Origin of the sequence: Pseudomonas sp. SWRI22, from assembly GCF_014268395.2 — a bacterium.
GTDB classification, from domain to species: domain Bacteria; phylum Pseudomonadota; class Gammaproteobacteria; order Pseudomonadales; family Pseudomonadaceae; genus Aquipseudomonas; species Aquipseudomonas paracarnis.
Genome location: NZ_JABWQK020000002.1, coordinates 609,756 through 631,033, shown reverse-complemented (window position 1 = coordinate 631,033; position 21,278 = coordinate 609,756). Strand labels below are relative to the sequence as shown.

24 protein-coding genes are annotated in these 21,278 nt (G+C 60.4%); 10 read left to right on the top strand and 14 right to left on the bottom strand.

Going from position 1 to position 21,278, the window contains the following annotated elements; genetic code table 11:
- Positions 1 to 153 precede the first annotated feature (153 nt).
- On the top strand, positions 154 to 1,536 hold the full coding sequence (locus HU730_RS20250; protein WP_089041935.1) for a sodium:solute symporter: 1,383 nt from the start codon (positions 154 to 156) through the stop codon (positions 1,534 to 1,536).
- Between the two features lie 189 nt (positions 1,537 to 1,725).
- Here HU730_RS20250 and HU730_RS26810 read toward each other — a convergent pair whose 3' ends face one another.
- Positions 1,726 to 1,848 carry a PA1414 family protein gene (locus HU730_RS26810; protein WP_003193089.1) on the bottom strand — a complete coding sequence of 41 codons (123 nt, stop codon included), beginning with the start codon at positions 1,846 to 1,848 and terminating at the stop codon, positions 1,726 to 1,728.
- Positions 1,849 to 1,990: 142 nt separating this feature from the next.
- Complete coding sequence (locus HU730_RS20245) at positions 1,991 to 2,884, bottom strand: LysR family transcriptional regulator (protein WP_014719409.1); 894 nt, start codon at positions 2,882 to 2,884, stop codon at positions 1,991 to 1,993.
- A 104-nt stretch (positions 2,885 to 2,988) separates the two neighbouring features.
- Here HU730_RS20245 and HU730_RS20240 point away from each other — a divergent pair, with 104 nt between their 5' ends.
- The gene (locus HU730_RS20240) at positions 2,989 to 4,167 is read left to right on the top strand and encodes an MFS transporter (RefSeq protein WP_186526523.1); all 1,179 of its coding nucleotides are present in this window, start codon (positions 2,989 to 2,991) and stop codon (positions 4,165 to 4,167) included.
- On the opposite strand, the gene HU730_RS20235 is transcribed toward HU730_RS20240, so the two are convergent.
- Complete coding sequence (locus HU730_RS20235; protein WP_082430463.1) at positions 4,111 to 4,509, bottom strand: DUF2177 family protein; 399 nt, start codon at positions 4,507 to 4,509, stop codon at positions 4,111 to 4,113. The genes HU730_RS20240 and HU730_RS20235 overlap by 57 nt on opposite strands.
- A gap of 159 nt (positions 4,510 to 4,668) precedes the next feature.
- Positions 4,669 to 5,505 carry a S1-like domain-containing RNA-binding protein gene (locus HU730_RS20230; RefSeq protein ID WP_054897831.1) on the bottom strand — a complete coding sequence of 279 codons (837 nt, stop codon included), beginning with the start codon at positions 5,503 to 5,505 and terminating at the stop codon, positions 4,669 to 4,671.
- A 324-nt stretch (positions 5,506 to 5,829) separates the two neighbouring features.
- On the opposite strand from HU730_RS20230, the gene HU730_RS20225 reads away from it, so the two are divergent.
- The 3 genes from HU730_RS20225 to HU730_RS20215 all read left to right on the top strand — a co-directional run bounded on the left by HU730_RS20225 (position 5,830) and on the right by HU730_RS20215 (position 7,877).
- Positions 5,830 to 6,009 (top strand): hypothetical protein, encoded by a 180-nt coding sequence (locus tag HU730_RS20225; RefSeq protein WP_003193095.1) that lies wholly within the window; start codon positions 5,830 to 5,832, stop codon positions 6,007 to 6,009.
- A 212-nt stretch (positions 6,010 to 6,221) separates the two neighbouring features.
- Positions 6,222 to 6,944 carry a TorF family putative porin gene (locus HU730_RS20220; protein ID WP_054920217.1) on the top strand — a complete coding sequence of 241 codons (723 nt, stop codon included), beginning with the start codon at positions 6,222 to 6,224 and terminating at the stop codon, positions 6,942 to 6,944.
- Between the two features lie 66 nt (positions 6,945 to 7,010).
- Entirely contained in the window at positions 7,011 to 7,877 is an 867-nt protein-coding gene (locus HU730_RS20215; RefSeq protein ID WP_186526524.1) for a DUF6279 family lipoprotein, read from the top strand.
- On the opposite strand, the gene copD is transcribed toward HU730_RS20215, so the two are convergent.
- The 5 genes from copD to HU730_RS20190 form a co-directional block, all read right to left on the bottom strand.
- Complete coding sequence (gene copD, locus HU730_RS20210; protein ID WP_034128307.1) at positions 7,874 to 8,755, bottom strand: copper homeostasis membrane protein CopD; 882 nt, start codon at positions 8,753 to 8,755, stop codon at positions 7,874 to 7,876. The genes HU730_RS20215 and copD overlap by 4 nt on opposite strands.
- Positions 8,752 to 9,138, bottom strand: a complete 387-nt coding sequence (copC, locus tag HU730_RS20205; protein WP_003193103.1) for a copper homeostasis periplasmic binding protein CopC — start codon at positions 9,136 to 9,138, stop codon at positions 8,752 to 8,754. Before copC ends, copD begins: the two co-directional genes overlap by 4 nt.
- Before the next feature lie 49 nt (positions 9,139 to 9,187).
- On the bottom strand, positions 9,188 to 10,015 hold the full coding sequence (locus HU730_RS20200; RefSeq protein ID WP_186526525.1) for a copper resistance protein B: 828 nt from the start codon (positions 10,013 to 10,015) through the stop codon (positions 9,188 to 9,190).
- Between the two features lie 10 nt (positions 10,016 to 10,025).
- Positions 10,026 to 11,741 carry a copper resistance system multicopper oxidase gene (locus tag HU730_RS20195; RefSeq protein ID WP_186526526.1) on the bottom strand — a complete coding sequence of 572 codons (1,716 nt, stop codon included), beginning with the start codon at positions 11,739 to 11,741 and terminating at the stop codon, positions 10,026 to 10,028.
- Positions 11,742 to 11,867: 126 nt separating this feature from the next.
- On the bottom strand, positions 11,868 to 12,257 hold the full coding sequence (locus HU730_RS20190; RefSeq protein ID WP_034128303.1) for a hypothetical protein: 390 nt from the start codon (positions 12,255 to 12,257) through the stop codon (positions 11,868 to 11,870).
- Positions 12,258 to 12,410: 153 nt separating this feature from the next.
- Between HU730_RS20190 and HU730_RS20185 the strand changes: the two genes are divergently transcribed.
- Complete coding sequence (locus tag HU730_RS20185) at positions 12,411 to 12,680, top strand: hypothetical protein (RefSeq protein ID WP_034128302.1); 270 nt, start codon at positions 12,411 to 12,413, stop codon at positions 12,678 to 12,680.
- Between the two features lie 106 nt (positions 12,681 to 12,786).
- On the opposite strand, the gene HU730_RS20180 is transcribed toward HU730_RS20185, so the two are convergent.
- Positions 12,787 to 14,133, bottom strand: coding sequence for a DEAD/DEAH box helicase (locus tag HU730_RS20180; protein WP_003193110.1), 1,347 nt, complete (start codon positions 14,131 to 14,133; stop codon positions 12,787 to 12,789).
- 192 nt (positions 14,134 to 14,325) lie between these two features.
- Between HU730_RS20180 and HU730_RS20175 the strand changes: the two genes are divergently transcribed.
- On the top strand, positions 14,326 to 15,618 hold the full coding sequence (locus HU730_RS20175) for a mechanosensitive ion channel family protein (protein WP_034128301.1): 1,293 nt from the start codon (positions 14,326 to 14,328) through the stop codon (positions 15,616 to 15,618).
- 16 nt (positions 15,619 to 15,634) lie between these two features.
- Here the strand turns inward: HU730_RS20175 and HU730_RS20170 are convergent, their stop codons facing one another.
- Entirely contained in the window at positions 15,635 to 16,201 is a 567-nt protein-coding gene (locus HU730_RS20170; protein ID WP_072447462.1) for a TetR/AcrR family transcriptional regulator, read from the bottom strand.
- Between the two features lie 125 nt (positions 16,202 to 16,326).
- On the opposite strand from HU730_RS20170, the gene HU730_RS20165 reads away from it, so the two are divergent.
- Together HU730_RS20165 and HU730_RS20160 are read left to right on the top strand one after the other, a co-directional pair.
- Complete coding sequence (locus HU730_RS20165; RefSeq protein ID WP_072447460.1) at positions 16,327 to 17,115, top strand: SDR family oxidoreductase; 789 nt, start codon at positions 16,327 to 16,329, stop codon at positions 17,113 to 17,115.
- A 61-nt stretch (positions 17,116 to 17,176) separates the two neighbouring features.
- On the top strand, positions 17,177 to 18,205 hold the full coding sequence (locus HU730_RS20160) for an NADP-dependent oxidoreductase (protein ID WP_127881102.1): 1,029 nt from the start codon (positions 17,177 to 17,179) through the stop codon (positions 18,203 to 18,205).
- On the opposite strand, the gene HU730_RS20155 is transcribed toward HU730_RS20160, so the two are convergent.
- The 3 genes from HU730_RS20155 to HU730_RS20145 form a co-directional block, all read right to left on the bottom strand.
- A complete protein-coding gene (locus tag HU730_RS20155; protein WP_054920237.1) occupies positions 18,162 to 19,031 on the bottom strand; it encodes a carboxylate/amino acid/amine transporter in 870 nt (289 codons plus the stop codon). The two genes, HU730_RS20160 and HU730_RS20155, sit on opposite strands and share 44 nt — an antisense overlap.
- Before the next feature lie 203 nt (positions 19,032 to 19,234).
- A complete protein-coding gene (locus HU730_RS20150; RefSeq protein ID WP_044275035.1) occupies positions 19,235 to 19,834 on the bottom strand; it encodes an FMN-dependent NADH-azoreductase in 600 nt (199 codons plus the stop codon).
- Between the two features lie 151 nt (positions 19,835 to 19,985).
- A complete protein-coding gene (locus HU730_RS20145) occupies positions 19,986 to 20,300 on the bottom strand; it encodes a 3-phosphoglycerate kinase (RefSeq protein ID WP_034128295.1) in 315 nt (104 codons plus the stop codon).
- Between the two features lie 49 nt (positions 20,301 to 20,349).
- Between HU730_RS20145 and HU730_RS20140 the strand changes: the two genes are divergently transcribed.
- Positions 20,350 to 21,273 (top strand): LysR family transcriptional regulator, encoded by a 924-nt coding sequence (locus tag HU730_RS20140; RefSeq protein WP_003193120.1) that lies wholly within the window; start codon positions 20,350 to 20,352, stop codon positions 21,271 to 21,273.
- The last annotated feature ends 5 nt before the right edge of the window (positions 21,274 to 21,278 follow it).

The following is a 21,278-nucleotide window of genomic DNA, read 5'->3' as shown; positions in this document are numbered from 1 at the left end:
CGCGCTGAGAACAATAAAAACCGCGTCTTCACACTCACAACCAAGGGGGTCGCACAGATCCCCGACAACGATGTACCTGACTTTCGCTCGCGTGTTTACCGAGCCAGCTGCCGCCTGATCGCCCATAAAAAATATAATCGGAGAACCGCCGTCATGGCTTTGGATTTATTCGTCGTACTCATCTACGCCGCCGGCATGCTGGTGCTCGGCTACTACGGCATGCGTCGCGCCAAGACCCACGAAGACTACCTGGTCGCCGGCCGCAACCTCGGCCCATCGCTGTACATGGGCACCATGGCCGCCACGGTGCTGGGCGGTGCCTCCACCGTCGGCACCGTGCGCCTGGGGTATGTGCATGGTATTTCGGGTTTCTGGCTGTGCGCCGCGCTCGGCGCGGGCATCATTGCCCTGAACCTGTTCCTGGCCAAGCCCCTGTTGAAGCTGAAAATCTTCACCGTCACCCAGGTCCTGGAAAAACGCTACAACCCCATGGCCCGCCAGGCCAGCGCGGTGATCATGCTGGCCTATGCGCTGATGATCGGCGTGACCTCGATCCTGGCCATCGGCACCGTGCTGCAAGTGCTGTTTGACCTGCCGTTCTGGATGTCGGTACTGGTGGGCGGTGGCGTGGTGGTGGTGTATTCGACCATCGGTGGCATGTGGTCGCTGACCCTCACTGATATTGTGCAATTCGTGATCAAGACCGTCGGCCTGATGTTCATCCTGTTGCCGATCTGCCTGTACCGCGTCGGTGGCTGGGATGAACTGGTGGCCAAACTGCCGGCGTCGAGCTTCAGCTTCACCGCTATCGGCTGGGACACGATCATCACCTACTTCATGATCTACTTCTTCGGCATCCTGATCGGCCAGGATATCTGGCAACGGGTCTTCACCGCCCGTGACGAAAAGGTCGCCCAGTACGCAGGCACTTTTGCCGGCTTCTATTGCATCCTGTACGGCCTGGCCTGTGCGCTGATCGGCATGGCTGCCCATGTGCTGATCCCGGACCTGGACAACGTCAACAATGCCTTCGCCGCGATCGTCAAAGCTTCGCTGCCGGACGGCATTCGCGGCCTGGTCATCGCCGCCGCGCTGGCCGCCATGATGTCCACCGCCAGCGCCGGACTGCTCGCCGCCTCCACCGTATTGACCGAAGACCTGCTGCCCCGCCTGCGCGGCGGCAAGGCGTCGAGCCTGAGCATCAACCGCCTGTTCACCCTGTTGACCGGCATTGCCGTGCTGGGTATCGCATTGGTGGTGAACGATGTGATCAGCGCCCTGACCCTGGCCTATAACCTGTTAGTGGGCGGTATGTTGGTGCCCTTGATCGGAGCGATCTTCTGGAAGCGCGCGACCACCTCGGGCGCAATCACGTCCATGAGCCTGGGCTTTGTGACCGCGCTGGTATTTATGTTCAAGGATGGGTTGGATGCAAATACGCCGATTTACTACAGCCTGGCGGTGGCGCTGGTGAGCTTTGTACTGGTGAGTTTGCTGTCGCGTCGGCCGGCCAAGGTGGCGGCTGCGGTGGTTTGAGCTATAACAGGGACGGGGATATTTTCTTCAGCGGGCGCGACGTCGGAGGTCGCGCCCGTTTTTTTCGCCTGGTGCAAAACAACTGTGGGAGCGGGCTTGCTCGCGAAAGCGGTGTGTCATTCAACCTTATTTTGGCTGATACACCCTATTCGCGAGCAAGCCCGCTCCCACATTTTTTAGACCGCGTGATTAGCGGCGACGTGGCCGACGTTGCTCGTCATCCGTGCGAATCGGCACCGGTTGCAGCGGAGGCTCGATCAAGCCCAACGCAACGCCAAGGTCGTGGAGCCAGTTTTGGATTTTCTCTTTCATGATTGCCCCCTTTGAGGGTAGTGCTGGCCGGCGTGAGTTCTGTCGCCGTTTCCTACAGTGATAGTAGCCCTAAGTCCTAGGTAATGCTTGAAGGAAACCACAACGAACTATTACTGAATTGATCCGAATCCTGACGGATCGTTCAAGCAATCGCGCGAGTGTCTTGCACGCACAGTGGGTTGCCGTCTTGCTGCAGGTCGATCCATGCATTGAGGTTAGCGCCGAGCATGCCCTTTCGCCACATCAGCCAGGTGGTCGCAGTGGCAAAAGGCCCAGTCAGCGGATGAACGGATACGCTGTCCTTGCCGGGCAGGCTTGCGAGCATGGACTCAGACATCAACGCCACGCCGGAACCTGCAATCACGCAAGCGAGCATGCCTTGGTAGGACTCGATCTCGATCGCCCGCCCCATCGCCACACGCTCATGGGAAAACCAGGTTTCCAGGCGCGTGCGGTAGGCGCAACTGCGCCGGAACGTGAACACTGCACGGCCCGCCACATCCTGGGGGCCACGCACCGGCGGATGATCGGCCTCGCAAATCAGCACCAGGCGCTCTTCGCACAGCGGTACGCCATCCAGGGTGGCGATGGTCAGCGGGCCGTCGACGAAGGCTGCGTCCAGGCGCCCGGTAATCAGCCCTTCCAGCAACTCCCCGCTGGGCGCCGACTGCACCTGCAGATTCACCATGGGGTAAGTCTTGTGATAGCGCGCCAGCAGCTTCGGCAAATGAACCGCGGCGGTGCTGTACATGCTGCCCAATACGAAATCACCAGCCGGTTGCCCGCCTTGTACGGCGCCGTGGGCTTCATCGTGCAGCGCCAGCAGGCGGGTGCTGTAGTCCAGTAGTACCTTGCCTGCCGGAGAAAGCTGCAAACGCTGGCGCTCGCGCACGAACAGATCGACACCCAGTTGCTCTTCCATTTGTTTAAGCCGGGTCGACAGATTTGAGGGAACGCGGTGCAGGCGCTCAGCGGCGCGGGTGATGGAGCCCTCTTCCGCCACGGCCTGGAAAATGCGCAATTGACTGAACTCCATTAATTTCTCCAAAACTGAACAAGTTACTCACTATTATTCAATTTTACAGAAAGTCAATCCGTCTTAGCCTGCAAGGCATTCGCTTCTTTGCAGGAAACCTGACCATGTCCCCGCTGATTCGTTTATTCGCCAGCTTCGTCGCCCTGATGATGGCCATGGGCATTGGCCGCTTCGCCCTGACTCCGCAAATGCCGCATTTGCTCAGTGAAGGCCAGATCGACCTGACCGGCGCCGGCCTGATCGCAGCCGCCAATTACCTGGGCTATTTTGTCGGCGCGGTGGACTCGATCTTTGCCCGTAGCCATCAGCATGTGCGCGGGCGCCTCTACGGCGGGCTATGGTTGTGCGTATTGCTGACCCTGGCGTCCTACTGGGCTAACGGGTTCTGGCCGCATTTGTTGCTGCGCTTCGGCACCGGGGTCGCCAGTGCGTGGGCTCTGGTGATGATTACCAGCCTGAGCCAGCCACTGGCGATTGCCGCCGGCCGCCCGCGCCTGGGTGCGCTGGTGTTTGCTGGGCCGGGGTTGGGGATTGTGCTGACGGGGCTGCTGGCGCTGGTGTCGAACCTATCGGGGCAAAGCTCTGCCGCGCTGTGGTTGATCTACGGGACGGTGGCGCTGGTGATGTTGCTGGCGATCCTGCCGTTTCTACCCAAGCCGACCCTCACCGTGACACAGCCCACCAGTGCGGGGAGCAACGGCAGCATCGCGCACTTGTGCTGTATCTATTTCTTGTACGGCCTGGGCTACATCATCCCGGCGACCTTTCTGTCGCAGATGGCCAGCGTACAATTCCACGGCGCCTGGCAGGCCGACTTGTTCTGGCCCTGCTTTGGCCTGGCGGCCGCGCTGGGAGTGGGGGTAGCCAGCCTGCGCCGCAAGCACCCGAACACCACCCGTCGCTGGCTGATGGCGACTTTATGGCTGCAAGCGGCAGGGGTGTTCGCCTGCCTGTTCGGCAATGGCTGGGGCTTGGCGTTGGGCGTTTTGCTGTGCGGTGCGCCATTTCTGGCCTGCATGCAGTTGGTGATGGCGCGATTAAGGGAGGTCGCGCCCCATGGCTACCAACGCAGCACGGGGTTGCTGACCGCCAGCTTCGCCGTCGGCCAATTGAGCGGCCCCCTGTTGGCATCGGTCAGCAGCCATCTCAGTGGCGGCCTGCAACCGGCGTTGGTCGTTGCCGGTACCGGGTTGTTATTAGCCGGTTCAGTACTGATCAACCGCCCTCTACCGCCCCAGCCGATTTGCACACAAGTGGCCAACAGTGCAGCAAATGGCGGTTAGACACGTGCCCCACGCCATGTCCATCAGCGCCAACCCAGCGGACCAGCCTTGAAGCGTGGCCCAGTTGCTCAGGTCATAGGTGCCGTAGGCCACCAGCCCAAGCAAGGCGCCCAAACGCGCAGCGCGCTGCCAACTGGCGCTGGGCACGACCACCAACACTACGCAGCCAAGGACGTACAGGAGATAGAACAATACCGCAGGCAACAGGCGTGGCTGATCAAGCATCAGCGCGCCAAGCAGGGATTTGTAGGTGGGCCCCATGAGCACGCCGAGCCAAAGGCCGTCGAGGACCAGGAAGGCAAGCAAGGTACCGAGGTAGGCATACAACGACTTTCTGGACATGAGCAAGCCCTACTGTGAAGGCAAGCTTGTTGTGGCGAGCAAGCTTGCTTGCGTTGGGGTGCGAAGCGCCCCCAAAAAAGCTTGCGACTGCTACGCAGTCGAGCGGGAGCAAGCTCCCTAGCCACAACAAGCTCGCTCCTACAGGAGAGCGAAGCGTACTCAGCTTAGTTCAATGCGATCCGCATGAATCACGATCTGGCCCTGCTTGTAGAGCGCACCAATGGCCTTCTTGAAGTTGCCCTTGCTCACGCCGAACAAGTTACTGATCACCGCCGGGTCGCTTTTGTCGCTGACCGGCAGGCTGCCATTGTTGTCGCGCAACTTGGCGAGGATCTTCGAGTTCAGGCTGGAGGCCGCTTCCTGGCCCACCGGCTGCAGGCTCAGGCTGATGTTGCCATCGGCGCGGATCTCTTTGATAAAGCCCTTCTCTTCCTTGCCCGGGCGCAGGAACTTGAACACTTCGTTCTTGTGGATCAAGCCCCAGTGCTTGTTGTTGATGATCGCCTTGAAGCCCATGTCAGTGGCTTCGGCCACCAGCAGGTCGACTTCCTGGCCCACCTGATAGTTCGCCGGCGTCTTGTCCAGGTAACGGTCAAGGCGAGCGGTGGCGGTGATGCGCTTGGTGTGCTTGTCGAGGTAGACGTGCACCACGCAATATTCACCCGCGGTCATCTGGCGTTTTTCTTCCGAATAAGGCAGCAGCAGATCCTTGGGCAAACCCCAATCAAGGAAGACGCCAATGCTGTTGACTTCCACAACTTTCAAACTGGCGAATTCACCGACTTGAACTTTGGGCTTTTCGGTGGTGGCGATAAGTTTGTCATCGCTGTCCAGATAAATGAAAACGTTGAGCCAGTCTTCATCTTCACTGGGAATATCTTTAGGGATATACCGATTAGGCAAGAGGATTTCCCCATCTTGCGCACCATCGAGGTACAAACCAAAGTTAGTGTGCTTGACCACTTGCAAGCTGTTGTAGCGCCCGACTAAAGCCATTTCCAATACCCTCATTGCGTGGGCGGCATTCTACCCGAGTTGTGCCCTGCACGCGCACACGCCTGAAAAATCGCGGGCTGGCATGGCGTTCCAGTGGCATCGCCCCACTCGTCTGATCGTTCGGTTCACTTTGAGCAGGCCATCAGCGTGTCCACAAGCCTTGGGTTTCCAGCTAAAACAGTAAGTTAGCGCTTTATTTCAACGCTGAACTTCGGCTATTTCCAGCCGCGAGCACTTATTCTCGAGGGATATTTGCCAAGCAATTGTCAAGTATTTCCTGTACGATAGCTGGCCAAGTTAATTTTCTACAGGTTAGTGGCCGCCATGCGTGTAAAAGCATCCAACAGCAAAGCAAAGCCAGCTCCCGCCGTTGAAACCAGCGAATCGATCAATAGCCAGATTGCTGCGTTCCTCAAGTCCGGCGGCGAAATCCAGCAAATTGCCAAGGGCGTGAGCGGCCAGACTTTCGGCCCGTCCAAGCAGATCAGCCTGGGCAAGAAGTAATAGTCATACCCGCGCACTGCATCTGGTCCCTAAGCGTCTTGCCTTCGAGGCGCTAGGACTAGAGTTGCCACCCCCTCCCGACACCCTCAATACGCAGCTAATCGACGAACGGGCCTCAATGCCTGGCATTCGCCGGTATCCTTGCACACGTCTAGCACGGGCATCTGCCTGAATCTTTCCGTTACTGCTCCTCGCTTTTCATGGAGTGAAGCATGCTTAAACGCTGTATTTTCGTGGTCAGCATCCTGGTCGCCAGCCCTTTGGCCGAAGCGCATATCTTCCAGCGCGAATTGGGTGACTTCGACCTGAAATTAGGTACAACCCCCAGCCGCACCATGGCCCAGGGCCTGGTCAAGCCGACCGCCCCTGGCAGCGACTCGTTCCACGGAGGCCTGGACCTTACCCACGACAGCGGCCTGTATTTCGGCCAGTTTTCCCCGAACATGGGCCTGTCGTCGGCCAATAACCTTGAAGTCGACTCCTACATGGGCTTCAAGCGTCCGTTCGACCAGACCCTGGGCTATGAAGTCGGCTTGATCCACTACAGCTACCCCAAGCTCAGCCCCCTCGACAGCCAAGAGTTCTACGGCGGGCTGAACCTGTTGGGCAATCGCTTTGGCGTGTCTTTCAGCAACGACCCCGACCGCCAGGACAGCACCCTGTTTGCAGACCTGGGCGGCACCCAGCCTTTCGGCATCGGCGTCAGCATGAAGTACACCACCCATCAACTGGGCACACCGGTCTCGGTAGAGAACGGCGCCATCAGCAGTTTCAGCGATTGGTCGGTACAGTTTTCCCGGGCCTGGAAAGGCATTGACCTGGACCTGATCTACAGCGGCTCCAGCCTCAGCGGCAGTGACTGCTCGGCCTACTCCGGACACAATTCGCAATGTGACGGGCTGTTGACCTTGAAGGCCGTGAGGTCGTTTTATTGATGGGCTGAACTGTCGCACCCCGCGCAGGTTCACATGCATTAACGCCCTCCATGCAAGGACCTGCCCATGTTGCGCCGGCTCAAATTCCTGATGGTACTGCTGACCCTGAGCCTGGTGCTCGCCGGCTGCAATCGCGTAGGCCTGGCCTACCGAAACCTCGACGTGATCATCCCCTGGACCCTCAACGATTACCTGGACATGAATGCCGGGCAAAAGAGCTGGTTCAACGACACCCTCAAGGAGCACCTGGCCTGGCACTGCACCACGCAATTGCCTGGCTACCTGGACTGGCTCGACCGCCTGCAGCAGATGGTCGACAGTAACCAGGTCACCGACGCCGCATTGCAAACCCGTACAGTCGAAGCCAAACAGGCAATTGCCGAGATTGCGCGGGAAATCACGCCCTCAGCTGTGCAATTGCTGCAAGGCCTGGACGATCAGCAGGTCAAGGACATGAGCGATGCCCTGGCCAAGGACCTGCGCAAACGCCAGGACGAATACCTCAAGCCGCCGCTGGCCCAGCAGATCAAGGAACGCGCCCAGCGCATGAGCAAGCGCCTGGACGCCTGGATCGGCCCATTGAGTCCGGCCCAGCAAAATCGCGTGACGGCCTGGTCCGCCCAGTTGGGCGCGCAAAACCAAGCGTGGATCGGCAACCGCGCCCATTGGCAGGCGCAATTTATCGAGGCGCTGCAACAACGCCACAGTGCCGATTTCCCGCAGAAAATCCAGCAACTGCTGGTCGATCGCGAAAGCCTGTGGACCCCACAATACCGCGCCGCCTACGCACAGACCGAAGCCGCCGCGCGCGGCTTGCTCGTGGACGTGATGGCCCAAAGCTCCCCAGCGCAGCGCCTGAAACTCACCCAAAAAATCGACAAGGTCCGCAGCGACTTCCAGGCGCTTAAATGCCTGAAAAGCGCACAGTCTTAGTCAGGCGCCAAGGTGCCCAGCCAGGCCACCAGGCCAAGGATGAGCACCACAGCGCCAAACTCCAGGGCCATGCTGCGCCGTAACGCACGGATCGCCACGTTATAATCGCCCGCCGCGATAGATTGTTGCAGAAGCGGCGTCAGGTGAAAGCGATTGAGCGCCGCCAAGGCCAGCATCACGCCGAACAACCCCAGCTTCAGGCATAGCAGCACCGCATAGACTCCGCCGTTGATGCCCCCCAGATTCGGCCCGACAACAAACAGATAATTGGCAACGCCAGTGCCGATCAGCACCAAGACAAATCCCGCGCCAATGCGCTCAAAGCCTGCCAATGCGCTGGCCAGAACCTGCACTCGATCATCCTGTGGCAACGGCGCAGGCATCAACAACAAACCGAATGCCGCCAACGCCCCCACCCAACCCGCCGCTGCCAACAGGTGTGCACTGTCGCTGACGATATGCCACACACCTTGCACGCCTTCGTGCATTACGCCGTGCCCTGTCCACACCAGGGTGGCCAACGCCACGCCAGCCGACAGCGTGGCCAGCGCCAGATGAGTGCTCAGTGCCGCCAGGACCAGCGCCGCGATACGCACCCACCACGTCAGCCCCAAGTCGGTCTGCCACAGCATCATCTGCACATGCGGCCATAGCGCCTGCCAATGAGTGGCGCCGCTCATGGATTGGGTCATGACCAATAGCGACGCCACCGAAAACGCCAGCCCCAAGCCGCCCGTCAATCCCATCCATGCCCTTAGATTGAGCCATCTACGTTGCTCAGCGTGCAGACCATAAAGGCCGAACAGTCCCAATCCAAATAGCATCATCAGGTCGAGATAGAGCGCGAAGCGCAATGCGATGGAGATCAGCTCACTCATGGCTGCACGCTGAACACCACATTACCGGTGATCGGATGTGTATCGGACGACACGGCACGCCAATCCACCCGATAGCTGCCGGTGGTAAGTGCGGAGACCGGCTTGATCAACATCACCTTGGGGTCGCTGCTCGCCGACACGCTGGCCTTCACCGGCATCGGCGAATTGGGCATGCCCGGCATGTCGGTCATGATCAACTTGGCCCCGGAAAACTGGGTCAGCAGGTTTTCTGAGAAATGCAATTCAATCACTGCGGGAGCGGCGCCCTGTGCGCCTGCCGCCGGAATGGATGACAGCAGCTTGGGGTGGGCCGAAGCGGGCAGGCTAAGACTTAAACCTACCCACAGCGCAGCACCCAGCAGCGTGGTTTTCAACATAGACATGCAAGACTCCAGGCCGCGCCAGGCGGCGAATAATAAAAAGGGAAACCCGTCAGAACCACAAGCGCACGCCGACGACCCAGCGCAGTTGATTGATGTCTTCGTCTTCGTCCCGTGCGTATTGCGCGGTCTGGCCATAAGTGCGGTTCCAGCTGAGCCCGACATAAGGCGCAAACTCGCGGCGAACTTCGTAGCGCAAACGCAAGCCCAGCTCACTTTCCGCCAAGCCCGAACCAACGCCGCGTTGCGGATCGTTCTGCGCATAAAAATTGAGTTCTGCGGTGGGCTGCAGGATCAGGCGATTGGTGAGCAGAATGTCGTAGTCACCTTCCAAGCGTGCGGCGGTATGCCCCGATTCGCCGACAAACAACGTGGCTTCGGCCTCAAAATTGTAGAGCGCCATGCCTTGTAGGCCAAAGGCCGCCCAGGTCTGGCTGTCACCGGGTTTGAAGTCCTGGCGCACGCCGCCGACCAGGTCCCACCACGGGCCGATAGCGTGCCCCCATAACGCTTGGGCTTCGGCGCTTTCAGTGCGGCCGGCGCTGCGTTCGCCTTCACTGCGTAGCCACAGCCGGTCGATGTCACCGCCGACCCAACCCTTGATGTCCCAACTCTGCGCGTTGCCGTCGCCGCCCTGCCATTCCAACTGGTTGATCAGCAGCATCGCGTTGACGCCGCTGTCGTGCACCTGATGCCCTCCCGGCGCGTTGTACACCGCTGCGCGGTCTGCGTCGGTCAGCGCCGGAATCGGCGTACGGCTTTGCGTCAGCGCGGGCGTCGCCGGGCTCATGCCCTGAAATGCATCCTCGGCCGCCAACGCCCATGGGGCGAACCCCAGCGTGGCGAAAACGATGCAAAGGGACGAGACGCAACGGTTCATGCTCGCTTCCTTATTCATGCACGCGCACCTCGCGGAACATGCCCATTTCCATGTGGTACAGCAGGTGGCAGTGATAGGCCCAGCGCCCCAGGGCATCAGCGGTGACGCGGTAACTGCGCCGGGAGCCCGGTGGCATGTCGATGGTGTGCTTGCGCACCTGGAACTGGCCGTTTTCGTCCTCCAGATCGCTCCATAAGCCATGCAGGTGAATCGGATGGGCCATCATGGTGTCGTTGACCAGCACCACCCGCACGCGCTCGCCATAAGTCAGTTGCAAAGGCTCGGCATCGGAAAACTTCACGCCATTGAACGACCAGGCGAACTTTTCCATATGCCCGGTGAGATGCAATTCGACGGTGCGCGAGGGGTCGCGGCCATCGGGGTCTTCAAAGGTACTGCGCAGGTCGGCATAGGTGAGCACGCGGCGGCCGTTGTTGCGCAGGCCAATCCCCGGGTCGTCGAGCTTGGGCACCGGGTTCATCGCCTGCATGTCTACCAGCGGGTTGTTCTGCTCGCTGGCCGGGTGTTTCTGCATCGCCATCGCGCCCATGGCGCTGTGATCCATGCCTTCCATGCCCGGCATATCGGCCATGGCACCATGGTCCATGCCGCCCATGCCCATGTCCTCCATCGTCAGCCACGGGCGCGGATCAAGCGGTGGTACTGAGGCGGTCGCACCCATCTGCCGGGCGAGGGTGCCACGGGCATAGCCTGTGCGGTCCATGGACTGGGCAAACAGGGTATAGGCCTCTGCCACAGGCTCGACCAGCACATCGTAGGTTTCCGCCACGGCGATACGGAACTCGTCGACGCTTACCGGCTTTACCGGCTGGCCATCCGCGGCGATGACGGTCATCTTCAACCCTGGAATGCGCACATCAAAATAGGTCATCGCCGAGCCATTGATAAAACGCAGGCGAATCGTTTCCCCCGTCTTGAACACTCCGGTCCAGTTCTGCCCCGGCGGCTGGCCGTTGAGCAAGTAGGTGTAGGTCTCGCCGCTGACGTCCGCAAGGTCGGTGGGGTTCATCTTCATTTGCGCCCACATCAGCCGGTCGGCAGCCGTGGCCGACCAGCCCTGCTTGCCCACATCCCGGATAAAATCGCCCAGGGTGGGTTTGTGCAGGTTGTAGTAATCAGACTGCTTCTTGAGGGTCTTCATCAGGGCGATGGGGTCTTCGTCGGTCCAGTCCGACAGCATCACCACGTAATCGCGCTGGTAGCTATAAGGCTCGGGTTCCTTGGGATCGATAACCAGCGGGCCGTACACGCCCTGCTGCTCCTGAAGCCCGGAATGGCTGTGGTACCAGTAGGTGCCGTGCTGCTTGACCTTGAATTGGTAAACGTAAAGGCCGCCCGGTTCGATGCCCTTGAAGCTCAGGCCGGGCACGCCGTCCATGGTCGATGGCAACAGGATGCCGTGCCAGTGGATCGAGGTGGGCTCGCCAAGACGGTTTTTCACGCGCAGGGTCACGGTGTCGCCTTCGCGCCAGCGTAACAGCGGGCCGGGCAGGCTGCCGTTGACGGTCAACGCGGTGCGCGCACGGCCGGTCAGGTTGACGGGAGTCTGGTCAATAAACAGGTCAAATTCGCTGCCGGCGAGCACCGTGGGCTGGCCGGGGCTGGTCAGTGCCCACACAGGGGGGCGCCAAAGCCCGAGCCCACCCAGCAGGCCGCCTGCGGCCAGGCCTTTGACGAATGTGCGTCTGGAGGTTGTGGAGTGCATGCCGATTCAAGTCCGTGAGTTGAATGGCAGCAGATTAGGAGTCGCCGGCTGTCAGCAACCTTAGCGGCAGATTACCGATTCGACAGGTTCACCCGGCACCCTCAGGGGCGCCGGGGCATAAGAAGATCAGGCGATCTGGGCTTTGGAGGCCACTTCAGCGAACGTTGCCGGATCAAGCGCGTCCTCCTGCTCATCCAACACCTGACGTGGATGATCATTGCCCGGAATCGAACTGTCGATCAGCGCCAGCAATTGCGCACCCAGCGCCGTCAGAATGAAATTCTCGCCATTGCCGCCCTCTTCCTCAGGCCGCGACTCGATAAAGCCACGCTTGAACAGCAGCGCCTCGTAATCGGCAGCGGTCTTCTTCAGTGCGTCCAGGTTGCCAGTGTCCTCGCCGGCCGTCGCCTTCTCGGCGGCTTCCTGTTCGGCGTATTTGCGCGGGGCAAAGCTGCCCTCGCCGTTCTGCACTTCATGCAGCAGACGTTCGATCAGATCCCAATTGTAAGTCGTCATCCTGATTCCTCCTGCAGGCCGATGGAGTTAGCCCGTCTTAGGGAGTGACACGTTCCGGCACGGGCCGTTCAACCAAACGGACGGGCGTCATTTCTCTGAACTTTCCAGAGGTTCGCTGCCTCAACTGCACATCACTGCCAAGGAAGTCCGACCATGAAAACCTTGATGAAGCTGACCCTCGCCGCCACGCTGTTGAGCACCCTGCCCGCCTGGGCCTGCACGCCTGAGGAGGCCACGGCCAAGCGCGAGGAGCTGGCCAAGGAAGTGACCAAGCTCACCGAGCAGAACCCGAACAAGGCCAAGGAGATGAATGACGAGTTGCAGAAGATGGACCTGGATACTGAAAGCGCCAAGTTTCCCGACAAGTGCCAGTTGATCGATGCGCGGCTCAAGGAGCTCAGAGAGGCTGCGGGGAAGCATTGAGCACAACGCGACGCAGAGCGTCTCTGGAGGCATTCCCACGCGGAGCGTGGGAACGATCATGGCGAAAAAAAACCGGACATTGTCCGGTTTTTTTATGCCCAACTGCTTATTCGGCAGCCGGAGCTTCTGGCTTGCGGCGCTTGAGCGGCGCCATGCCGTCCTTGCTGACGAGCGACAGGTTGTCGGTTTTCGGCCGGTTGGCGATCTTGCGCTTGGTCGGCGACTTGGCGCCGGTTTTCTTCTTGTCGCCCTTGGCGTCGGTCTTTTTCTTCTTCACGCCAACGGCCTTGCCCGACGCCTTGACCTTCTTCGGCCCGGTGTACGTGCCTTTGACTTCCTTGATGGTGCGGCGCTCGAACGACTGCTTCAGGTAGCGTTCGATGCTCGACATCAGGTTCCAGTCGCCGTGGCAGATCAGCGAGATAGCCAGGCCATCGTTGCCGGCCCGTCCGGTACGGCCGATACGGTGCACGTATTCGTCGCCGCTGCGGGGCATGTCGAAGTTGATCACCAGGTCCAGGCCGTCGACGTCGAGGCCGCGTGCGGCAACATCGGTGGCCACCAGGATCTTGACGCCGCCCGCCTTGAGACGGTCGATGGCCAGCTTGCGGTCCTTCTGGTCTTTCTCGCCGTGCAGCACGAACGCCTTGTATTCCTGCGCAACCAGGCGCCCGTAGATACGGTCGGCGGCGGCACGGGTGTTGGTGAACACGATGGCCTTCTGGTAGGTCTCGTTGGCCAACAACCAGTTCAGGATCTGTTCTTTGTGCACGTTATGGTCAGCGGTGACGATCTGCTGACGCGTGGTGGCGTTCAGGTCGCTGACGTTGTTGACCTGCAAGTGCTCAGGGTTGTTCAGCACCTTGGCGACCATATCGCGCAGGGTCGAACCACCGGTGGTGGCGGAGAACAGCATGGTCTGCTGGCGGTTGACGCACTCACCGACCAGACGTTGCACATCATCGGCAAAGCCCATGTCGAGCATGCGGTCGGCTTCGTCGAGCACCAGCACTTCGACTTCCTTGAGGTCGAGGTTGCCAGCGTTGAGCTGCTCGATCATGCGCCCTGGGGTCCCGATCAGGATGTCCGGTACCTTGCGCAACATCGCGGCCTGGACCTTGAAGTCTTCGCCACCGGTAATGATGCCGGACTTGATGAAGGTGAACTGCGAGAAGCGCTCGACTTCCTTCAGGGTCTGCTGGGCCAGCTCGCGGGTCGGCAGCAGGATCAGGGTCTTGATGCTGACGCGCACTTTGGCCGGGCCGATCAGGCGGTTAAGTACCGGAAGGACAAAAGCGGCGGTCTTGCCGCTGCCGGTTTGCGCCGTCACCCGCAGGTCACGCCCTTGCAGCGCGAGCGGGATGGCCGCTGCTTGCACAGGCGTAGGCTCGACAAATTTAAGCTCGGCCACGGCTTTAAGCAGGCGTTCGTGCAGGGCGAATTGGGAAAACACGGGTGCTACCTCGAAGAAATACAAAATATCAGCTGCATAGGTTACCGGTTTCGGGCGCCCAAACCGAGTTTCTTTACGCGAACGGGGCTAATCAGGTGCTTTTTTGTCAGCGATTTTGTCCAGAGCGTCAACTTTGTTGCACTTAAATGCTCTAATCGCCCCGTGTTGTCTTACAGAAGAATCGGTTCAATCATGGATATCAAACAGCTCTGGCTCAACGTCCAAGACCTTTGGGGCGCCCTCGATGAACACCCGGTCCTGCATTCCAGCCTAGGCTTGCTGGTGTTGCTGGTGGTGGCATTGGTGGTGGGACGGGTCGCCCGTTACCTCATCCTGCACGCGGTCAAATTGCTCGGCCGGCAGCCGGCCCTGCACTGGCTGAACGACCTGCGGCATAACAAAGTCTTCCATCGCCTGGCGCAGATGACGCCATCGCTGGTGGTCCAGTTCGGACTGTACCTGGTGCCGGACCTGAGCAAGACCGCCATTCTGTTTATCGGCAACGTCGCCCTGGCGATCACCATTCTGTTCATGGTTTTGGCCATGAGTGCCCTGCTCAACGCGCTGCTGGATATCTACGCACGCACCGAACACGCACGCACCCGCTCGATCAAGGGCTATGTGCAACTGGCGAAAATGGTGCTGTTCGTGTTCGGCGCGATCATCATCGTCGCCACCCTGATCGACCGCTCGCCGCTGTTGCTGCTGTCGGGCCTGGGTGCGATGTCGGCGGTGATTCTGTTGGTTTACAAGGACACGCTGCTGTCGTTCGTCGCCAGTGTGCAATTGACCAGCAACGACATGCTGCGCGTCGGTGACTGGATCGAAATGCCCCAGGTGGGTGCCGATGGCGATGTGGTGGACATCACCCTGCACACGGTGAAGGTGCAGAACTTCGACAAGACCATCGTTTCCATCCCCACCTGGCGCCTGATGTCCGAGTCGTTCAAGAACTGGCGTGGCATGCAGGCCTCCGGTGGGCGCCGTATCAAGCGCAGCCTGTACATCGACGCCAGCGGCGTACGCTTCCTGAACGACGAGGAAGAAGTGCGCATGACCCAGGTGCACTTGCTCAGCGGCTATATCAGCCGCAAGCAGGCCGAACTCAAGGCCTGGAACGAGGCTCAGGGCCACAGCGCGCAACTGTCGGCCAACCGTCGGCGCATGACCAACCTCGGCACCTTCCGCGCCTACGCACTGGCATACCTGCAAAGCCACCCGGACATCCAGCCGAACATGACCTGCATGGTGCGCCAGATGCAAACTACCGCCCAGGGCGTGCCGCTGGAGATCTACTGCTTTACCCGCACCACGGCGTGGGGCGATTACGAGCGGATCCAGGGCGATATCTTCGATTATCTGTTGGCGGTGTTGCCGGAGTTCGGGCTGAGCCTGTATCAGCAGCCGAGCGGCAACGACCTGCGCGCCGGCGTGCTGCCGGCATTGGCCGGGGCCACGCAGGTACCCGTCGCCGAAACGGCATGAGGTGATGCAAACGGGATTACGGCAGTGACGCCGTAATCTCCTTGCGGCAAACCTCAAGCACTTCATCGGCCAGTGCGGAATCATCCGGGCACGCCCGCGACAGCATGATTGCGCCGATGGCATGGGCCATGCTGTCGAGCATTTTCGCGCGCACGCCTTCTTGTGGCGTCTCATGAGCTGCGTTGTACTTTGCTTCCAGGGCCTGCAGGGTATTTTCCAAACCGTCGGCAAAGGTCGCCTTCAGCGTGTCCGATTGACGGGCGGCATCGGCACACAACGCCGCCAATGTGCATCCGCCGCCGCGATGGTCGCGGTGCTGCCTGGACAGGTAAACCTCGAAAAACTGCTCCACCTCCATCTCCGCGCTGTCGGCCAGTGACTGCGCCAGACTGTTGGCGGCTGCTTCCGCCATCAAGTCCGCCTTGGAACCGAAGTGCTTGTAAAAGCCGCCTTGGGTAAAACCGGCCGCAGCCATCAACTCGGCCACGCCCACCCCATCGAAACCCCGCTCGCGGAACAGCTCCGAAGCTGTCTCGACGATATGGGCCCGATTGCTCTGTGACTGCGCCTTGGTGATCTTCATGTGTATGGTCCTGCCAGCTTGCGAGATAGGCATATTACTATGATGTCGATCATAATCAAAACCGTTGACAGCTTTGATTATGATCGACATCATAAAACCTCCTCGCACTCACAGAGCATCACACCATGAGCACTTCCACTACCGTTCTGATCACTGGCGCTTCGACCGGCATTGGCGCCGCCTACGCCGAACGCTTTGCCGCACGCGGCCACGACCTCGTACTGGTCGCCCGTGACATCACGCGCCTGGAAGCGCTCGCCGCCAGGCTGCGTAAGCACCACGCCGTCAGCGTTGATATCCTCCCGGCCGACCTGACCCAAAGCGCTGACTTGGCCGCAGTTGAAGCGCGCCTGCGCGATGACGCCAGCATTGGCACGCTAGTCAATAATGCAGGCGCCGCGCAGTCCGGCAGTTTTATTGAACAGTCCACCGAAAGCGTCGCGCAGTTGGTCGCCCTCAACACCACGGCTCTGGTACGCCTGGCCAGTGCCATCGCCCCGCGCCTGGCGGCAGCCGGCAACGGCGCTATCATCAACATTGGCTCGGTAGTGGGCCTGGCCCCGGAATTCGGCATGACGGTGTACGGCGCGACCAAGGCGTTCGTGCTGTTCCTGTCCCAAGGCATGAGCCTGGAACTGGCGCCCAAAGGCGTGTACGTGCAAGCCGTGCTGCCCGCTGCCACGCGTACCGAGATCTGGGAGCGTGCGGGCATTGATATCAACACCCTCACGGACGTGATGGAAGTAGGTGATCTGGTGGACGCAGCGCTGGTCGGTTTCGACCGCCGCGAGCCGGTGACCATTCCGCCGTTGCAGGACGGCGCCCGTTGGGACGCGTTGCAGGCTGCGCGGCAAGGCTTGCTGGCGCAGATCAAGCAGTCCCAGGTTGCCGAGCGTTACCTGGCCAACGCCTGATCAACCGGTAGCAGGCGTGCTCCGCGCCTGCCCTTCTCACCGAAGCAACGAGCGTTGAACCATGAAGGCATTTTCCATCGAACGGTACGGCAAGCAGCCCGGCCGCCTCATCGAGACCCCCGCGCCTGTAGTGGGTGAACATGACGTGCTGGTCCAGGTGCGGGCCAGCAGCGTCAATGTGCTGGATGCAAAGATCGCCAAGGGCGAATTCAAACTGATCCTGCCCTATGCATTGCCGTTGACACTGGGCAACGACCTGGCCGGCGTGGTGCTCAGTGTCGGCGCTGCGGTACGACGCTTCAAGCCGGGGGACGAAGTCTACGCTCGCCCGCCCCAGCAACGTATCGGCACCTTCGCCGAGCGGATTGCCGTGCACGAAGACGCACTGGCGCGCAAACCCGACAACATCACCATGGAGCAAGCCGCGTCCCTGCCCCTGGTCGCGCTTACGGCGTGGCAGGTGCTGGTGGAAACCGCGAAGCTGAAGAAAGGCCAGAAGGTGTTCATTCATGCGGGCTCAGGCGGGGTGGGCAGTATCGCCATCCAACTGGCCAAGCATTTGGGCGCTTTTGTCGCCACCACCACCAGCACCGCCAATGTGGAGTGGGTCAAGGCGTTGGGCGCGGATGTAGTGATCGACTACAAACAGCAAGCCTTCGAGGCCGTGCTGCGGGATTACGATGTGGTGCTGAACAGCCTGGGCCCGGATGCGCTGGCCAAGTCACTGAAGATTCTCAAGCCCGGCGGTCAGCTCATCTCCATCTCCGGGCCGCCGACGCCCGCCTTCGCCCGCGCCCAGAACCTGCCATGGGTATTAGGCCTGGTCATGGGCCTGTTGAGCAGCGGTATCCGCAGGAAAGCACGCAAGCAAGGCGTGAGCTATGAGTTTGTCTTCATGCGTGCCAGTGGCGCACAACTGGATGAAATCACCGCGCTGGTCGAGTCCGGCAGTATCCGGCCGGTTATCGACCGTACCTTTCCGTTCGAATCCACAGCGGCGGCCCTGGACTATGTCGAACAAGGCCGCGCCAAAGGCAAGGTGGTGATCACGATGGGGACGACACCACCCGACGTACACCCAGCCGGCTGATCCAAACCGCCCCCAGAATCACCAGGCCGCCCAGGGCCAAACGGCCCAGCGGTTCGTGCTGGTTCCAGATCAGCAGGTTCAGCAGCAACCCCACCGGCACATGCAGGTTGTTCATCACCGCCAGGGTGCCGCCATTGACCAGGCAGGCGCCCTTGTTCCACCAGTACATGCCCAGCGCGGTGCTGACCAACCCGAGGAACACCAGCACACCCCATTGCAGCGGCGCTTGCGGCAGGAAGTCAGCCTTGCCGAACAGCAGGAATGCCGGCAACACCACCAACAAGGCACCCAGGTAGAAATAACCGAAACGCCGGAAGTGCGGCTGGTCACTGGGATAACGCGCCACCAGGTGTTTGTACATGACTTGCCCGGCGGCGTAGGTGAAGTTGGCCAATTGCAGCAGCAAGAACCCCATCAGGAAGTGCGGGGTGATCTGATCGAAACGAATCACCGCCGCCCCCCCCACCGCCACCAGGGCCGCCACCAGTGCCCAGGGATTGAAGCGACGATTAAGCGCGTCCTCGATCAGGGTCACATGCAGCGGTGTGAGGATGGTGAACAGCAGCACTTCCGGCACCGTCAGCACGCGAAAGCTCAGGTACAGGCATACGTAGGTCACGCCGAACTGCAATGCACCGATCACCAACATGCCGCGCATGAACGCGGGCTCCACCGAGCGCCAGCGCGTCAGCGGAATAAAAATCAGCCCGGCCAGCACGACGCGCACCAGCACCGCAAAGTAGCTGTCGACGTGACCGGCGAGGTATTCGCCAATCAAGCTGAAGGAAAATGCCTGAATCAGGGTGACAACCAGTAGATAGCCCATGCGCGCCTCGTTTCGAATGGGCGCGACATTAAAGCTTTTTGGTTTTTGAAGAAACTCGGCGCAAAAAAAACCCGACCTCGCTAAAGCGGCAGTCGGGCAGGAGCACTCAGGAGCAAAAAGTGCAAAGGGAGGTTCGATACGCGTACTTGAAGGGTTTGCGTGGGGCTATATAAGCAGCACGGGATTATCTGACGATTAACGCCTCAGGCCACCTGGGCCAGCAGTGCCTTGGCGTGATTGACGCCCTTCTCCTGGAAGTCGCCGCCCAGGTTGACGCCTTCGGCGTGAATGAAGGTGACGTCATGAATGCCAATAAATGCCATGACCTGGCGCAGGTACGGTTCCTGGTGATCCGAGGTAGCACCCGTGTGAATACCGCCGCGTGCGGTGAGCACGATGGCGCGCTTGCCGGTCAACAGGCCCTGGGGCCCAGTGGCGGTGTATTTGAAAGTCACACCGGCCCGCAACACGTGATCCAGCCAGGCTTTGAGGGTGCTGGGGATAGCGAAGTTGTACATCGGCGCGGCCATCACCAACACGTCGGCGGCCAGCAGTTCGTCAGTCAACTCGTTGGAGCGGTCCAGGGACACCTGTTCGTCGTCGTTACGCTGCTCCGCCGGTTTCATCCAACCGCCCAGCAGGTTAGCATCCAAGTGGGGTACCGGATTGAGCGCGACGTCGCGCACGGTGATGTGGTCTGCCGGATGGGCGACTTGCCATTGGCTGATGAACTGTTGGGTGAGCTGGCGGGAAATGGAATCCTGCTGGCGCGCACTGCTTTCGATGATCAGAACATTGGACATGGCTTCGTAGGCTCCATCGGTAATTGCTGTAAGTCGATGGAGAGAAGGTTAACCAGGGCCCGTTCGATAAAAAAGCGCAAAAAACTGCTACAACCCATCTAAAAATTCGTTTATAAGCGGAGTATTCCTGTGGGCATGCCCCGCTACCGCTTTATTTTGGGGCGCAGTCCAAGGCAATGCGCATCTTGATGATGGCGCGGTTGAACTTGACCGTGGTGTTGGTGCTTTTGCCTGCCGGCACAGTCACGGTGCGACGGCGTGGCGATTCCGGGCCGTTGGTGAAGGTAACCTTGCACACAGCGTCCTGGGTACCGTAGTTGTTCAGCTGGATCGAACTGATGTCGCCGTCCACATCGGAGGCGGTGTAATCAATGCTCACGCCATCGATCTTTTTCGTCACGTCGATAGGGTAGGCAAACGCGCTCATCGGCAGCAGCGCCAGCAACACACAACACAATTTTCTCATTCGGCAGTCTCCAATAAGGACCGCCAGCTTAGGACAAGAGGAGCTCATCTTGAAAGCGCCCCGCGTTACCCTCGATCAATGGCGCACCTTGCAAGCCGTGGTCGATCATGGCGGCTTTGCCCAAGCCGCCGAAGCGCTGCACCGTTCGCAATCTTCAGTGAGCTACACCGTAGCGCGCATGCAGGACCAACTCGGCGTCCCCTTGCTGCGTATCGACGGGCGCAAGGCGGTGCTGACCGAAGCCGGTGAAGTGCTGCTGCGCCGCTCCCGCCAACTGGTGAAAAACGCCAGCCAACTGGAAGACCTCGCCCATCACATGGAGCAGGGCTGGGAAGCCGAAGTGCGCCTGGTGGTGGATGCCGCCTACCCCAGCGCACGCCTCGTTCGCGCGCTGACCGCCTTTATGCCCCAAAGCCGTGGCTGCCGGGTGCGCCTGCGCGAAGAAGTGCTGTCCGGCGTCGAAGAGTTGCTGCTCGACGGCATGGCGGACCTGGCCATTTGCGGGTTTATCATCCCGGGCTACCTGGGCACGGAAATGAGCGATGTGGAGTTCGTCGCCGTGGCCCACCCCGATCACTCGCTGCATCGCCTCAACCGTGAGCTGAGTTTCCACGACCTGGAGAGCCAGATGCAGGTGGTGATCCGTGACTCGGGCCGCCAACAACCGCGCGACGTCGGCTGGCTCGGCGCCGAACAGCGCTGGACCGTCGGCAGCCTCGCTACCGCCGCCACCTTCGTCGGCAGCGGCCTGGGCTTTGCCTGGCTGCCCCGGCACATGATCGAGCGCGAACTCAAGGAAGGCGTGCTCAAGCAGCTTCCCCTGGAAAAAGGTGGCAGTCGAAACCCGACGTTTTACCTGTACTCCAACAAAGACAAACCCTTGGGGCCCGCCACGCAGATCCTCGTGGAATTGCTGCGCACCTTTGACACCGCCCCCCTGGACGCGCCCTTCGCCGCTCCCCAACAAGCCTGAAACGG